Origin of the sequence: Micromonospora polyrhachis, assembly GCF_014203835.1 — a bacterium.
Taxonomy (GTDB): Bacteria; Actinomycetota; Actinomycetes; order Mycobacteriales; family Micromonosporaceae; genus Micromonospora_H; species Micromonospora_H polyrhachis.
Map to the genome: position 1 here is coordinate 2,299,176 of NZ_JACHJW010000001.1, position 15,058 is coordinate 2,314,233.

Annotated in this window: 18 protein-coding genes and 1 riboswitch; all 18 genes read right to left on the reverse strand. The window is 70.4% G+C overall.

Annotated features, from left to right (window positions below; all coding sequences use genetic code 11):
• The 18 genes from thiC to infA all read right to left on the reverse strand — a co-directional run bounded on the left by thiC (position 1) and on the right by infA (position 14,909).
• Positions 1-1,593 (reverse strand): phosphomethylpyrimidine synthase ThiC, encoded by a 1,593-nt coding sequence (thiC, locus tag FHR38_RS09550; RefSeq protein WP_184534339.1) that lies wholly within the window; start codon positions 1,591-1,593, stop codon positions 1-3.
• A 100-nt stretch (positions 1,594-1,693) separates the two neighbouring features.
• The gene (gene thiD / locus FHR38_RS09555) at positions 1,694-2,500 is read right to left on the reverse strand and encodes a bifunctional hydroxymethylpyrimidine kinase/phosphomethylpyrimidine kinase (RefSeq protein WP_184534340.1); all 807 of its coding nucleotides are present in this window, start codon (positions 2,498-2,500) and stop codon (positions 1,694-1,696) included.
• Positions 2,497-3,195 carry a thiamine phosphate synthase gene (locus tag FHR38_RS09560; protein ID WP_312882003.1) on the reverse strand — a complete coding sequence of 233 codons (699 nt, stop codon included), beginning with the start codon at positions 3,193-3,195 and terminating at the stop codon, positions 2,497-2,499. The genes thiD and FHR38_RS09560 overlap by 4 nt, the downstream gene beginning before the upstream one ends.
• On the reverse strand, positions 3,192-4,052 hold the full coding sequence (locus FHR38_RS09565) for a thiazole synthase (RefSeq protein WP_376771394.1): 861 nt from the start codon (positions 4,050-4,052) through the stop codon (positions 3,192-3,194). Before FHR38_RS09565 ends, FHR38_RS09560 begins: the two co-directional genes overlap by 4 nt.
• Positions 4,053-4,063: 11 nt before the next feature.
• The gene (gene thiS / locus FHR38_RS09570; protein WP_184534341.1) at positions 4,064-4,291 is read right to left on the reverse strand and encodes a sulfur carrier protein ThiS; all 228 of its coding nucleotides are present in this window, start codon (positions 4,289-4,291) and stop codon (positions 4,064-4,066) included.
• A 40-nt stretch (positions 4,292-4,331) separates the two neighbouring features.
• A complete protein-coding gene (gene thiO / locus FHR38_RS09575) occupies positions 4,332-5,453 on the reverse strand; it encodes a glycine oxidase ThiO (RefSeq protein WP_312882004.1) in 1,122 nt (373 codons plus the stop codon).
• Entirely contained in the window at positions 5,447-6,073 is a 627-nt protein-coding gene (gene thiE, locus FHR38_RS09580; protein ID WP_184534343.1) for a thiamine phosphate synthase, read from the reverse strand. Before thiE ends, thiO begins: the two co-directional genes overlap by 7 nt.
• Positions 6,068-6,177, reverse strand: a riboswitch (TPP riboswitch). It overlaps the preceding gene by 6 nt.
• Before the next feature lie 123 nt (positions 6,178-6,300).
• The gene (locus tag FHR38_RS09585) at positions 6,301-7,248 is read right to left on the reverse strand and encodes an aldo/keto reductase (RefSeq protein WP_184539453.1); all 948 of its coding nucleotides are present in this window, start codon (positions 7,246-7,248) and stop codon (positions 6,301-6,303) included.
• A gap of 118 nt (positions 7,249-7,366) precedes the next feature.
• The gene (locus FHR38_RS09590; RefSeq protein WP_184534344.1) at positions 7,367-9,043 is read right to left on the reverse strand and encodes an ABC-F family ATP-binding cassette domain-containing protein; all 1,677 of its coding nucleotides are present in this window, start codon (positions 9,041-9,043) and stop codon (positions 7,367-7,369) included.
• Between the two features lie 67 nt (positions 9,044-9,110).
• Positions 9,111-9,716, reverse strand: coding sequence for a class I SAM-dependent methyltransferase (locus FHR38_RS09595; protein ID WP_184534345.1), 606 nt, complete (start codon positions 9,714-9,716; stop codon positions 9,111-9,113).
• A gap of 162 nt (positions 9,717-9,878) precedes the next feature.
• Complete coding sequence (truA, locus tag FHR38_RS09600) at positions 9,879-10,796, reverse strand: tRNA pseudouridine(38-40) synthase TruA (protein ID WP_184534346.1); 918 nt, start codon at positions 10,794-10,796, stop codon at positions 9,879-9,881.
• Positions 10,797-10,868: 72 nt separating this feature from the next.
• On the reverse strand, positions 10,869-11,432 hold the full coding sequence (gene rplQ / locus FHR38_RS09605) for a 50S ribosomal protein L17 (RefSeq protein ID WP_184534347.1): 564 nt from the start codon (positions 11,430-11,432) through the stop codon (positions 10,869-10,871).
• A gap of 30 nt (positions 11,433-11,462) precedes the next feature.
• Entirely contained in the window at positions 11,463-12,485 is a 1,023-nt protein-coding gene (locus FHR38_RS09610) for a DNA-directed RNA polymerase subunit alpha (RefSeq protein ID WP_184534348.1), read from the reverse strand.
• Positions 12,486-12,604: 119 nt separating this feature from the next.
• Positions 12,605-13,231, reverse strand: a complete 627-nt coding sequence (gene rpsD, locus FHR38_RS09615) for a 30S ribosomal protein S4 (RefSeq protein ID WP_184534349.1) — start codon at positions 13,229-13,231, stop codon at positions 12,605-12,607.
• Between the two features lie 13 nt (positions 13,232-13,244).
• On the reverse strand, positions 13,245-13,652 hold the full coding sequence (gene rpsK / locus FHR38_RS09620) for a 30S ribosomal protein S11 (RefSeq protein ID WP_184534350.1): 408 nt from the start codon (positions 13,650-13,652) through the stop codon (positions 13,245-13,247).
• Positions 13,653-13,802: 150 nt separating this feature from the next.
• Positions 13,803-14,183, reverse strand: a complete 381-nt coding sequence (rpsM, locus tag FHR38_RS09625; protein ID WP_184534351.1) for a 30S ribosomal protein S13 — start codon at positions 14,181-14,183, stop codon at positions 13,803-13,805.
• Between the two features lie 226 nt (positions 14,184-14,409).
• A complete protein-coding gene (gene rpmJ / locus FHR38_RS09630) occupies positions 14,410-14,523 on the reverse strand; it encodes a 50S ribosomal protein L36 (protein WP_184539455.1) in 114 nt (37 codons plus the stop codon).
• 164 nt (positions 14,524-14,687) lie between these two features.
• Positions 14,688-14,909, reverse strand: coding sequence for a translation initiation factor IF-1 (infA, locus tag FHR38_RS09635; protein ID WP_007073013.1), 222 nt, complete (start codon positions 14,907-14,909; stop codon positions 14,688-14,690).
• Positions 14,910-15,058 lie beyond the last annotated feature (149 nt).

Sequence of the window (15,058 nt, forward strand, 5' to 3'; positions counted from 1 at the left end):
TCAGGCCAACGGTAGGTAGACGTTGCCGCCGGAGGCCACGAACTCCGCCGACTTGGTCTGCATACCCCGCTCGGCATACTCCGCGAGTTCCTGACTGATCCGCATCGAACAGAACTTCGGCCCACACATCGAGCAGAAGTGGGCCGTCTTCGCCGGGGCTGCCGGCAGCGTCGCATCGTGGTACGACCGGGCGGTCTCCGGATCGAGCGAGAGGTTGAACTGGTCCTCCCACCGGAACTCGAACCGCGCCCGGCTCAGCGCGTCGTCCCAGGCCTGCGCGCCCGGGTGTCCCTTGGCCAGATCGGCGGCATGGGCAGCGATCTTGTACGCGATCACGCCGGCCTTCACGTCGTCCCGGTCCGGCAACCCGAGGTGCTCCTTGGGAGTGACGTAGCAGAGCATCGCCGTACCGAACATGCCGATCATCGCCGCGCCGATCGCCGAGGTGATGTGGTCGTACGCCGGGGCGATGTCCGTGGTCAGCGGACCGAGCGTGTAGAACGGGGCCTGGTGGCACAGCTCCTGCTGCAGGTCGACGTTCTCCTTGATCTTGTGCATCGGCACATGGCCGGGCCCCTCGATCATCACCTGCACGTCGTGCTCCCAGGCCACCCGGGTCAGCTCCCCCAACGTACGCAGCTCGGCGAACTGCGCCGCGTCGTTGGCGTCGGCGATGGAGCCCGGACGTAGCCCGTCGCCGAGGGAGAACGTCACGTCGTACCGGGCGAGAATCTCGCACAACTCGGCGAAGTGGGTGTAGAGGAAGTTCTCCTCGTGATGCGCCAGGCACCAGGCAGCCATGATCGAGCCGCCCCGGGAGACGATCCCGGTGACCCGGTCCACCGCCAGCGGCACGTACGGCAGCAGCACCCCGGCGTGCACCGTCATGTAGTCCACACCCTGCTCGGCCTGCTCTACGACGGTGTCCCGGAACACCTCCCAGGAGAGCCGCACCGGATCCCCGTCGACCTTCTCCAGGGCCTGGTAGATCGGCACCGTCCCGATCGGCACCGGCGAGTTGCGGACGATCGCCTCCCGAGTCTCGTGGATCCGCCGCCCCGTGGACAGGTCCATCACCGTGTCGGCACCCCACCGGGTCGCCCAGGTCAGCTTCTCCACCTCCTCGGCCACCGAAGAGGTCACCGCCGAGGTGCCGATGTTGGCGTTGACCTTCACCAGAAACCGGCTGCCGATGATCATTGGCTCGGACTCGGGATGGTTCACGTTCGCCGGCAGCACCGCCCGGCCCGCGGCGATCTCCGCCCGTACCAGTTCGACTGGCAGGTTCTCCCGCAACGCGACGAACTCCATCTCCGGCGTGACCAGACCGGCGCGCGCATAGGCGAGCTGGGTCGGCCGGCGACCGTCCACCCCGGCCAAGGGCGTACCGCCGCCCCGTACCGGCGCGGTGTCGGCCCGCTCCGCGATCCACGGCCCGCGCATCGGCGGTAGGCCGACCGCCGGGTCGGCACCCGGCCCGGCAGTGTCGTAGAGCCGTACCGGCGGCTCGTCCCCGGTCAGCATCACCTCGGCGAACGGCACCCGGATATCCGGCCGCGAGCCCTGGACGTACACCTTGCGACGTGCTTCCATGCGCTACCTCCTGCTGCTGTTCGGCATCGGCGTCAGCCGTTGTCGGCCGTCGTTCGTTGTCGGCCGTCGTTCGTTGTCGGCCGTCGTTCGTTGTCGGCCGTCAGTCGTTGTCGGCCGTCGTTCGGTTCCATCCGAGGTGGTCCAGGGGGCCCCGGCCCCCGCCCAGCCGCCAGTGCCGAGCACCGGCGAGCGCCGCCGCCACATAGACCTTGGCGAACCGCACCGCGTCGGGGACCGGGTCACCCAGACCGAGCCGTACGGCGATCGCCGTGGAGAACGAGCAGCCGGTGCCGTGGGTGTGCGGGGTGTCGACCCGAGGTCCGGACAGCATCTGGCTCTCCGTCCCGGTCCACAGCACGTCGACCGCCTCCGTCCCGGCGGTCCGGTCGCCGCCGGTCACCACCACGTACCGGGGGCCACCCGAGGCGATCTCCCGCGCCGCATCCGCCATCTCGGTCGGGGTCGTCACCGGTCGGCCCACGATCGCGGCGGCCTCCGCGCTGTTGGGCGTGGTCACCAGCGCGTACGGCAGCAGGCGCTCCGCCGCACCGACCACACCGAGCCGGTGCCCGCTGGTCGACACCAGCACCGGGTCGACCACCAGGTTGGGCAGCAAGCCGGCCCGGGCCCGGGCCGCCACCACGGACGCGATCTCCGGAGTGCCGAGCATGCCGGTCTTGACCGCCCGCAGCGAGAAGTCCGCCAGGACCGCATCGAGCTGTGCGGTCACCACGTCGGGCAGGACCGGGTAGGCGCCGAAGACCCCGAGTGTGTTCTGCGCGGTGGTGGCGGTGACCACCGACGTGCCGTACGCCCCGAGCGCGGCACAGACCTTCAGGTCGGCCTGGATCCCGGCACCCGCCCCGGAATCCGATCCGGCGATGGTGAGCACCACCGGGGGCGTCACCGGTCCACACCCGACCGGGTAGCACCGACGACCGGCTCCGCGACCGCGTCGAGCAGGGCGCGGACCACACCGGTCGGATCGTCGGCCCGCATCACCGCGCCCATCACCGCCACCCCAGCCGCACCCGCCGCCCGGCACGCCACCACCTGATCCGGTGAGGCCACCCCACCGAGCGCGAAGACCGGCACCCGGGTGTGCCGAACCAGTCGGGCCAGCCCGGCCGGAAACAGCGGCGGGCCGTACCCGGGTTTGGATCGGCTCGGAAAGACCGGCGACAGCGTCACGTAGTCCTCGATGGTGAGGCGATCCAGTTCGGCCAGGTCGTGGCAGGACCGGCCGACCAGCCGGGGCTTCGCACCGGCTCCCGGGCTCACCGTTGACAGCTCCATTGCCGGCGGCTCCACCCGGCCGGTGGCCGGCAGGTGTACGGCGCCTCCGCCCAGGGGATCCGGACCGGCGACGATCAGCTGGCCAGCCACCGGGTCGAGGATCGTCCGCAGTTGGTCGGCAAGTCGCGCCCGCTCGACGTGCGGTAGCTCTCGCTCTCGCAGCACCACCCACCGGGCACCACCTGCCACCGCCGCGCGGACCACCTCCGTCAGCGGTCGGCTCGCCTGCCTGCGGTCGGTGAACAGCAGCACCTCCGCTGGCGCGGCGTCGCCCTCGATCCTCGACGCACCATGCCGTCGGTTCACAGCTCCGGCCGCCCCTCGTCCGAAGTGGACGCCAAGGCGTGGAATCGTCGGGGAATCCGGCCCGCCCCGGCCGCCAACCGACCCGCCTCGACCGCAAGCCGCATCGCCGCCGCCATCCGGGCCGGGTCGGCGGCCCGGGTGACCGCACTGGCCAGCAGCACCCCGTCACAGCCCAACTCCATCGCCAACGCGGCGTCGGAGGCGGTCCCGATCCCCGCGTCGAGGATCACCGGCACCTCGATGCTCTGCCGGATCAGCCGGATGTGGTGCGGGTTGGTGATTCCCAGCCCGGAGCCGATCGGGGCCCCGGCCGGCATCACGGCGGCGCAGCCCAGGTCCGCCAGCCGGCGCGCGAGCACCGGATCGTCCGAGGTGTACGGCAGAACCGTGAAACCCTCGTCCACCAGCTGCTCGGCGGCACGCAGCAACTCCGTTCCGTCGGGCAGCAGCGTGCGCTCGTCCCCGATCACCTCCAGCTTCACCCAGGAGGTGTCGAACGCCTCCCTGGCCAGCCGGGCGACCTTGACCGCCTCGGTCGCGGTGTAACAGCCGGCCGTGTTGGGCAGCACCCGTACCCCGCACCGGTCCAGCAGTTCCCACAGCCCCCCGCGCATGGTGGCAGCGGTGTCGACCCGGCGCAGCGCCACGGTCACCAGTTCGGTGCCGGCGGCGCTGATCGCCGCCGCCAGCGCGGAGAGGCTGGCCGCCCCGCCGGTACCGAGGATGAGCCGGGAGCCGAACGTCTCCCCGCCAAGCCGAAAACCGTCGCTCTCCCCGGTCAGCGTCGCCCTCGGCACGTCCACCCCGCCCACCGGCACCCTCGTCATGTCCACCCCGGCCGCCGTCGCCCTCGGCACGTCCACTCCGATCAGCCGCCCTGGGCCGCGGTCAGCACCTCGACCCGGTCACCAGCACGCAGCACCGTGTCCGTCCAGCCGGCCCGGGGCACCACCTCCCCGTTCACCGCGACCGCCACCCCCCGGGGCAGTGCCGTGACCGCCACCCCCGGGGGCAGTGCGACTACCGTCGCCATCACCTCGGCCACGGTCGCGTCGACGGAAACCATCCGCCGCTCCCCGTTCACGATCAGTTCCATCACGTCCCCATCCCTGGTCAGCCCAGCACCCGCTCAGCGCTCAGGCGACGGTCATGAACCGCTCCGGCAGGAACGACCCCAGCACCGGGGCCGGTACGCCGGTCGCCAACAGTTCGGCGATGAGTACGGCGGTCACCGGAGCGAGTAGGATGCCGTGCCGGTAGTGCCCGGTCGCCACCACCACGGTCGGCCGGCCCGGCAGCGGCCCGAGGATCGGGGCGTTGTCCGGCGTACCGGGGCGCCACCCGACGCGCGCCTCCACCAGCTCGTACTCGACAAGCTCCGGCACCAGGTCGGCCGCCGCCCGGAGCAGGTCCAGCACCGCCCCGGCCGTGACCGTCGGGTCGGTTCGTTCCTCGACCGTCGCACCGACCACCACCTCGCCGTCAGCACGCGGCACGAGGTATACCGACCGGCTGTCGGCGTACCCCCGGATGACATGCCGGAAGCCCGGTGGGCCGCCGCCGGGCGCACGCAGTCGGAGGATCTGCCCCTTCACCGGCCGGACCGGCAGGCCGGTCAGCGACGCGGTGCCGCAGCCGGCCGCCACCACCACGACCGGTTCGGGAATCGCGGACAGGTCGGTGACGGTGGTCGGGACGAACGACACCCCGGCCTTGGCGGCGGCGACCCGGAGTGCGGCGACCAGGCGGCGCGGATCGACCTGATGGTCGTCGGGCGCGTGCGCCCCGCCGCGTACGCCGGGGGCGAGCAGCGGCTCGCGGTCGCGCAACTGCGCCGGGCGCAACGGTGTGATCGGCAAGCCGAGGCCCTGCTGGTACGACCAGAGCCGCCGCGCCTCGGCCAGGTCGTCCGGCGTGAGCCCGACGACCAGGGTGCCCTCGGTGCGGTAGCCGATATCCAGTTCGGACAGTTCGACGAGTTCGGCGGCGAATCCGGGCCATCGGGCGGCCGACTCGGTCATCAGCCGGGTCGACTCCTCCTCACCGAAGTACGCCTCGGCGACCGGGGCGAGCATGCCGGCGGCCACCCCCGACGAGCCCGACCCGGGCTCCGGGTCGTACACCGTCACCCGCATCCCGCGCGTCGCGCACCGCCATGCGGTGGCCAACCCGATCGGCCCACCCCCCACCACCGCCACGTCGGCACGGAAGAGGCCCTCGTTGTCGGTTGCTGTGGTAGAAGGGGCCGGTCCTAACACGAGAGTGCCCCGAGCAGCGTGGCGACGACACGTGCCGGATCAGCGGCGGAAGAGATCGCCCCCACCACCGCGATCCCGTACGCGCCAGCGGCCAACAGAGCGGGTACCCGATCGACGGTCACACCCCCGATCGCGACGACCGGTACGTCCACCGCGTCGACCACCGCCCGGATGCCAATCGGGCCGATCGGCGGTGGCAGACCGTTTTTCGTCGTGGTGGCGTGACACGGACCGACACCCAGATAGCTGGCTCCGGCTGTCACCGCCCTGGCAGCCGTTCCCGGGTCCCGGGCGGTGGCACCGAGTACGGCGGACGGCCCGAGCACCCGCCGGGCAGCGGCCACCGGCAGGTCGTCGGCACCGACGTGTCCGCCCGCCGCGCCGACCGCCAGCGCGACGTGCAACCGGTCGTTGACCAGCCAGGTCGCCCCGACCTCGGTGCACAGTTCGGCGGTCCGGACCGCCAGGTCGTACGCCTCCCGGTCGCTGGCGGTGTCCTCGACCCGGACCTGCACCACGAGGTCCGGACCGGCCACGGAGAGCGCGGCTCGGACGACGGTGAGCGGATCACGCCCGGGTCGGGTGTCGGTGACGAGATGCAGTCGTCCCAGGGACAGCACGGCAACACTCCTCCCTGCGCCGGCATTACCCGGATCAGGTTCGACGGTCGGGGGCTGTCAGCCCCCCTCTCAGCCCGGTCCACCGGGCTCCCGTGGGTTACTTCCTCGCCGAGGCTACGACGTCGGGGACATCAAGTAAAGAGAGGTGACGGGGCGCACTCGCGCCAGAAGGCAACCAGGCACGTCGATCGACAACGATGCGACGTGCCTGGTCGTCCAGCTGTCACCTACCGGAGAAGGGCGTTCAGATCGGCCAGGTCCTCGGCGGACGGCAGCCAGGTGCCGGCGGCGGCGTTGGCGCGTACCTGGTCGGGAGTGGTGGCTCCGGCGATCACCGAGGTGACCGCCGGCTGGGCGGCCAGCCCGCCGATCGCGACCTGGAGCATGGTGAGCCCGCGCTCGACGGTGTACTTCTCGATCGCCTCGATGGTGTCCCACGGCGCGGCGGCCAGACGCTCGGCGTAGCGTCCACCACCGGCCAGCCGGCTCCCCGTCGGCGGCTGCTCGTTGCGCTTGTACTTGCCGGTGAGCAGCCCGTTGGCCAGCGGGAAGAACGGCAGCAGCCCCAGGCCGAAGTGCTCGCAGGCCGGTACGACCTCCTGCTCCGCGTCCCGCTGGAGCAGGTTGTAGAGGTTCTGTGCGCTGACGAACGGGGTCAGGCCCTTGGCCCGGGCGACCCAGGCGGCGTCCGCGATCTGCCACCCGGTGAAGTTGGAGTTGCCGAGGTAGCGCACCTTGCCGGCCCGGACGAGATCGTCCAGCGCGGCCAGGGTCTCCTCGATCGGGGTGCCCGGGTCCGGCTCGTGCATCTGGTAGAGGTCGATGTAGTCGGTGCCCAGCCGACGCAGCGACGCCTCCACGGCCCGCGCGACGTAGCGCCGGGCACCCCGGGCACCGTGGTCCGGCCCGTTCATCCCGGACATGTCCATACCGAACTTCGTCGCCACCACCACGTCGTCCCGCCGGCCCCGCAGGGCCGCACCGAGCTGCTCCTCCGAGCCGCCGTGCGGTTCGCCGTAGATGTCGGCGGTGTCGAAGAAGTTGATCCCCGCGTCCAGGGCGGCGTCGACCACCGCCCGGGTGCCGTCGACGTCGAGCTTGCGGCCGAAGTTGTTGCAGCCGATCCCCACCACGGACACCACGAGTCCGGAGTTACCGAGCCGGCGATAGGTCATCTCAGTCACGCGATCAACCCTATGCCCGGGACCATCCCCGCGACCCGGCGACGGCTCGGTTGGCCAGCGCGATCGCGGTGATCAGTGCCGCTGTCCCCTGTTCAGCAAGGGGGCTTCCCTACACCCCCCACACCGGCTCGGGGGTTTCCACCACCTCGCCGTCCCCCTGGAAGAGTACGAAGCGGTCGAACGACCGGGTGAACCAGCGGTCGTGGGTGACGGCGATGACCGTGCCCTCGAAGGCCCGCAGCCCCTCCTCAAGGGATTCCGCCGACGCCAGGTCCAGGTTGTCGGTGGGCTCGTCGAGCAACAGCAGGGTCGCCCCGGAAAGCTCCAACAACAGTACGAGGAAGCGCGCCTGCTGCCCACCGGAGAGCGACCCGAACCGCTGGTCACCCTGTCCGGCCAGCTCGTACCGGCTCAGCGCGGCCATGGCGGCGTGCCGGTCCATGCCGGCCCGGTGCTCGTCCCCGCGCCAGAGCACGTCGACCAGCGTACGGTCCATCAACTCCGGCCGGTCGTGGGTCTGCGAGAAGTGCCCGGGGCGGACCCGGGCCCCCAGCCGGGCCACCCCGTCGTGCCGCACCGGCGTCAGGTCCAGACCCCCGGCGAGCGGCACGACAGCCGGATCCGGATCGGTGCCGCCCCGAGCCAGCAGCCGCAGGAAGTGCGACTTGCCCGTCCCGTTCGCCCCGAGCACCGCCACCCGGTCGCCGTACCAGAGTTCCAGGTCGAACGGGAAGGTCAGACCGTCCAGCTCCAGCTGTTCGCACATCACCGCGCGCTTGCCGGTACGTCCGCCGCTCAGCCGCATCCGGATGTCCTGGTCCTTCGGTGGCAGCGGCGGCGGCCCCGCCTCCTCGAACTTGCGCAGCCGGGTCTGTGCGGCCTGATACCGCGAAGCCATCCCATCGTTGTAGGCGGCCTTCTGCTTGTACATCAGCATCAGCTCACGCAGCTTCTGGTGTTCCTCGTCCCACCGTTTGCGCTGCTCCTCAAGGCGGCCGTGCCGGGCCACCCGCGCCTCGTGCCAGGTGGCGAAACTGCCCGGATGCACCCAGGCGCTACCGCCCTCCACCGCCACCACGCGGTCGGAGGTCTGGGCCAGTAGTTCCCGATCGTGCGAGACGTAGAGCACCGACTTCGAGGACTCGCGCAGCCGGCCCTCCAGCCACCGCTTACCGGGTACGTCGAGGAAGTTGTCCGGCTCGTCGAGCAGCAGCACCTCGTCCGTGCCGCGCAGCAGCAACTCCAGCGCGAACCGCTTCTGCTGCCCGCCGGAGAGGGTACGTACCGGCCGGCGCCGGGTCTGTTCCCAGGGCAGGCCGAGCACGATCGTCGACACCGTGTCGAAGAGCACCTCGGCGTCGTACCCGCCGGCCTCGCCCCAGGCGGCCAGCGCGTCCGCGTACGTCATCTGCGCCTTGCCGGCGGCGGTGCTGTACTTGCCGCGTACCTCGGCGGCGTGCATCGTCGCCTCGGCGGCGACCAGCCGCTCCCCGGCGGCTCGTAACGCCGGGGCGGCGAGGGAGAGCGCCAGCTCCGCCAGTTCGGTCTCGTCGCCGATCATGCCGATGAACTGCCGCATCACCCCCAGGCCACCGCTGCGGGCGATGGCACCGACCTTGGTCGGCAGGTCACCGGCGACCATCCGGAGCAGGGTGGTCTTACCGGCACCGTTCGGCCCGACCAGGGCGACCTTGGCCCCCTCGCCCACTCGGAACGACACGTCGGCGAAGAGTTCCCGGCCGTCCGGCAGCGTGTACCCGAGCCCGGCGACGTCTATGTAACCCACGTCGGCATCCTGCCCGACCCCGACGGGTCGCGGCATCCGAGTTTCCGGCCCACTGCCATGGCAGCGCTCAGTGGGTGACCCGGAACACCCGGTAGCCCTTCTGGCTGGCGTGCCGCTCCACTCTCCAGCCCTGCTCGATCAGCCACTGTTGGAGTGAGTCGCCACCGAGGTGGCGGGCCACCACGAGCCAGGCGACCCCGTCCGGAGCCAGCCTCGGTAGCCAGCGCAGCAGCATCGTGTGCAACTCCGCCTTGCCGACCCGGATCGGCGGGTTGGACCAGAGCTGCGCGAACATGACATCGCCCGGGACGTCGTCCGGCGCGGACACCCGGACCCGGTCGGCCACGTCGACCCGGGTCGCGTTCTCGGCGGCGAGTTCCCGGGCCCGTTCGTTGACGTCGACCGCCCAGACGGTCGCCGCCGGTGCCGAGGTCGCGAGCACGCAGGTGATCGGCCCGTAGCCGCAGCCCAGGTCGAGCAGCGGGCCGGCGGTCTCCGGTCCGGGCAGATCGGCCTTACGCAGCAGTACGGCGGTGCCGGGGTCGAGCCGATCGGCGGAGAAGACCCCGCCGGCGGTGGTCAACTGGTAGTCCCGACCGGCGACGGAGAACTCGATGTCGCGGCGGTGCGGGGAGGTACCGGGCTGGACGCTGAAGTAGTGTTCGCCGCTCACGTCAGGCATTGTCGCCTACCGGCATAGTGTCCCCGAGCCGACGGTCGGATCCCCAGGGCCGCCGGGCCGGTCGGTCGCCCCCCGGTCGGATCCCCAGGGCCACCGGGCCACCGGGCCACCGGGCCGGTCGGGCCGGTCGGTCGGGCCGGTCGGTCGGGCCGGTCACTGCCGGGCTCCGACCCGCAACCGGCGGGTCTGCTCCGCCCGGCGGGCGTACTCGGCCGGTTCGTCGGGGTAGCCGACCGCCACCAGGGTCAGCCCGTGCGGCGGGGCCACGGTCACCTCACTGGACCGGTCCCGCCGGCTGAGCAGGCTCGCCGGCCACTGCACCGCTCGGCGTCCGTCGCCGGCCACCAGCATCGCGCCGACCAGGCTGCGCACCATCGACTGGCAGAACGCGTCGGCCTGCACCGTGGCCACCAGGATGCCGTCCGGGTCACGTCGCCAGTCCAGTCGGGTGATCTCCCGCAGGGTGGTGGCGTGTTCCTTGCGCCGACAGTACGCCGCGAAGTCGTGCTCGCCGACCAGACCGGCGGCGGCATCGTTGAGCGCCGCCAGGTCCAGCGACCGGGGCCAGGCCAGGATCTCGTGTCGACGTAGCGGCTCCGCCCCGTGCGGAGCATCGGTGACCCGGTACTCGTAGCGGCGGAAGGTGGCCGAGAAGCGCGCGTCGAACTCGGCTGGCACCTCGGTCACGGCCCGAACCCGTACGTCCCCGGGGAGCAGGCCGGCAAGTCGGCGCAGCAGGGTCCCCTGTAGCGCCTGCCATGCGATGGTGAGCAGATCGACGTGACAGACCTGGCCGGTGGCATGCACCCCGGCATCCGTACGACCGGCCACGGTCAGCCCGGTCACCGCAGGTGGGCCCGCCATCGGCTCCGCCACCGTCACGTCAGCGACGGTTCCCGCCTCGGTCAGGTCCACTGGTGCCCGGCGGGTCGGTCCCGCGCCGCCGAAGATGCGGTCCAGCGCCTCGGTCAGCACCCCGGCGACGGTACGCCGCCCCGGCTGGGCCGCCCAACCGGAGAAGGCGGTGCCGTCATAGGCGACGTCCAGCCGTACCCGGGTGTGTGTCTCCACTCGATCCCCCCAGATAGCGTCCGGGCCTGACACCCCGGGAAGGGTGTCAGGCCCGGATCTGCCCGTTGTCGCTCAGGACTTGGTCTCGCCTGCCTCGTCGCTGTCCTCGCGGGCAGCCGGCGTGTCGCCCGACACCGACTCCGGCGCGTCGGCGTCCTGGTCGGCGTCGGCCGACTGCGGCGCGGTGCTCTCGTCCGACGGAGCGAGCGCCTCGACCTTGTCCTGCTGCGCCGTCTTGCGGGCAGCGGTCTTCTTGTTGGCGGCCGGAGCTGCGACGACCAACTCCTCGACCAGCTCGATGATCGCCATCGGGGCAGCGTCACCCTTACGCGGACCGATCTTCACGATCCGGGTGTAGCCACCCGCACGGTTGGCGTACCGGGGCGCGATCTGGTCGAACAGGGCGTAGACCACGTCCTTGTCCCGTACGACGGACAGCACCCGCCGCCGAGCGGCCAGGTCACCACGCTTGGCCTTGGTGATGAGCTGCTCCGCGAGGGGCCGCAGCCGCTTGGCCTTGGTCTCGGTGGTCCGGATCTTGCCGTGCTGGAACAGCGAGGTGGCCAGGTTGGCCAGCATCAGCCGCTCGTGCGCGGGGCTGCCGCCGAGGCGGGGGCCCTTGGTGGGCGTGGGCATGCTTGGTGCTCCTCAGTAGTGGCAGCGGATCTAGAGCTGCTCGGTCTCGCGGTAGTCGTCGGTGTCGTAGTCAGCCTCGCCGAAGGCGTCCACGACCTGTGCCGGGTCGAAGTTCGGAGCCGAGTCCTTCAGCCCCAGACCCATCCCAGCCAGCTTCATCTTGACCTCGTCGATCGACTTCTGACCGAAATTCCGGATGTCGAGGAGGTCGGCCTCGGTACGCCCGATGAGCTCACCAACGGTGTTGATGCCCTCGCGCTTGAGGCAGTTGTAGGAGCGGACGGTGAGGTCCAGCTCCTCGATCGGCAGGGCCAGATCGGCAGCCAGCTGGGCGTCCTGCGGGGACGGGCCGATGTCGATGCCCTCAGCGGTCTCGTCCAGTTCCCGGGCTAGGCCGAAGAGCTCGACGAGGGTGGAGCCGGCCGAGGCCAGCGCGGTACGCGGCCCGATCGACGGCTTGGTCTCGACGTCGATGATCAGCCGGTCGAAGTCGGTACGCTGCTCGACCCGGGTCGCCTCGACGCGGTAGGTCACCTTCAGCACCGGCGAGTAGATCGAGTCGATCGGGATCCGGCCGATCTCGGCACCGGCCTGCTTGTTCTGCGCGGCGGTGACGTAGCCGCGACCCCGCTCGACGGTCAGCTCCATGTCGAGCCGGCCCTTGCCGTTGAGCGTGGCGAGCTTCAGGTCGGGGTTGTGCACCGAGACACCGGCCGGCGGCTGGATGTCACCGGCGGTCACGTCACCGGGGCCCTGCTTGCGCAGGTACATGCTGACCGGCTCGTCGTGGTCGGAGCTGACGCACAGCTCCTTGACGTTCATGACGAGTTCGACCACGTCTTCCTTGACGCCGGGGATGGTGGTGAACTCGTGCAGGACACCGTCGATCTTGATCGACGTCACGGCCGCGCCCGGGATGGACGACAGCAGCGTACGCCGCAGCGAGTTGCCCAGGGTGTAGCCGAAGCCCGGCTCGAGTGGCTCGATGGTGAACCGGGAACGGGTCTCGCTGATCGACTCCTCGGAGAGGGTCGGCCGCTGGGTGATGAGCATTTCTTCTCTTCTCTTCCGGGGACGCCCGCTATATGACGCCCGCCTGATGTGGTGCTGGGCCGGTCAGCCCATCGGGGCCCCGCTCGGGGTCGCCAGCGGCGACCCCGAGCGAGTTCCGATCACTTCGAGTAGAGCTCGACGATCAGCTGCTCCTGGACCTGCGTGTCGATGACCTGCCGGGCCGGGAGCGAGTGCACCAGGATCTTCATCTGGCTGGGGATCGCCTCCAGCCACGCCGGCACCGTCTTCGAACCGGCCTCGGCCTGCGCCACGATGAACGGCGTCAGCTCCTTGGACTTGGCCCGGACCTCGACGATGTCGTGCTCCTTGACCCGGTACGACGGAATGTCGACCTTCTTGCCGTTGACCATGAAGTGGCCGTGCTTGACAACCTGGCGGGCCATGTCCCGGGACTTGGCGTAGCCAGCCCGGTAGACCACGTTGTCCAGCCGCGACTCGAGGATCTGCAGGAGAGCCTCACCGGTCTTACCCGGCTTGGCCACGGCCTCCTCGTAGTAACCGCGGAACTGCTTCTCCAGCACGCCGTAGACGCGGCGGGCCTTCTGCTTCTCACGAAGCTGGAGCAGGTACTCGGTCTCCTTGGTGCGGCCCCGGCCGTGCTGCCCGGGCGGGAACGGCCGGGACTCGAACGGGCACTTCGGGCCATCGCACTTGCTGCCCTTGAGGAACAGCTTCATCTTCTCCCGCCGGCAACGGCGGCAGTCAGCACCGGTGTAACGAGCCATCTCTCTCTACCTCTCAGACCCGGCGACGCTTCGGCGGACGGCACCCGTTGTGCGGCTGCGGGGTGACGTCGGCGATCTGGCCGACCTCAAGCCCAGCGGCCTGCAGCGAACGGATGGCGGTCTCCCGGCCGGAGCCGGGGCCCTTGACGAACACGTCTACCTTGCGCATGCCGTGATCCATCGCCCGACGCGCGGCGGCCTCGGCGGCCATCTGCGCGGCGAACGGCGTCGACTTGCGGGAGCCCTTGAACCCCACCTGACCAGCGGAGGCCCAGGAGATGACGGCACCGGTCGGGTCCGTGATGGACACGATGGTGTTGTTGAAGGTGCTCTTGATATGCGCCTGCCCGTGGGCGACGTTCTTGCGTTCCTTGCGCCGGACCTTCTTTACGGCGGCCCCGGCACGAGCCTTCGGTGGCATAAGTCTGTGCGCTCCTAGTTGACTTCCCGGTACCGGTTACGGCCCAGCCGCACTCGGCGGGCCTGGACCGGTGTTGCCGGTCACCTTTCCCAGTATCAGGTGGGAGTCCGGCCGACCTCGACGGACGCCGACCTGGATTCCGGTTAAGGGTTACTTCTTGCCGGGCTTCTTCTTGCCGGCGACGGTCCGCTTCGGGCCCTTGCGGGTCCGGGCGTTGGTCCGGGTCCGCTGGCCACGCACGGGCAGACCCCGGCGGTGCCGGATGCCCTCGTAGCAGCCGATCTCGACCTTGCGGCGGATGTCAGCGGCGACCTCGCGGCGCAGGTCGCCCTCTACCTTGTAGTTCGCCTCGATGTGATCGCGGAGCTGAACGAGCTCCTCGTCAGTGAGGTCCTTGGCGCGCTTGTCCGGGGAGATACCGGTCGCGGCGAGCGTTTCAACCGCCCGGGTCCGACCGACCCCGAAGATGTAGGTGAGCGCGATCTCCATCCGCTTGTCGCGGGGGAGGTCGACGCCAGCTAGACGTGCCATGTGCGGGCGTACTCCTCATGGTGTGTCGCGGAGGTCTGGACCCGACCCACCCCGATCCGACCGTCGCGGCTCGGTGTCGTTGACGCCGGGACCGGTGTGGTCGTTGCCCGATCGGGCCCCGGCCTCCGACCGGGGGTCAGCCACGAGTACGCGTACGCAATGCGCTTCGCTGCTCGTGGCTGGGACGAGCTTGTGTTGTTGTACGGACCTGCGCAGCCGGGGCCAATCAGCCCTGGCGCTGCTTGTGGCGCGGATCGGTGCAGATCACCATGATCCGGCCGTGCCGGCGAATCACCCGGCACTTGTTGCAGATCCTCTTGACGCTCGGCTTGACCTTCACGGTTGCCTTACTTCCCATCTACGCCCGGCAGCGTCAGCAGACGCGGCATCGGACCTCGAAGACGGACACGGGACGTCCCGGCCGCTGTCAGTAACTGATGAACGATTGACTGGACGCAACACCGCTTCCCGGGTGCGACCGGGAGGGTGCTCGTCCAAGCAGGTTCACTTGTAGCGGTAGACGATGCGCCCGCGGGTCAGGTCGTACGGCGAGAGTTCGACGACGACCCGGTCCTCGGGCAGGATGCGGATGTAGTGCTGCCGCATCTTGCCGCTGATGTGAGCCAGCACCTTGTGGCCGTTGGCGAGCTCAACCCGGAACATGGCGTTCGGGAGTGGCTCGATCACTCGGCCTTCGATCTCGATGGCTCCGTCTTTTTTCGGCATGTCCTCCGCTGTCCTGACGTCGGTTTATCCGGACGGCTCACAACGCCTTACTGGGTGGTTTCAACCCGTCCCAGGGGTTCAGCCTGGAAACAAGATCACTCACCCGAGCCAGCCGCGGCTCCGGCACCCGCCGAAGCGCGGGCGGGCAT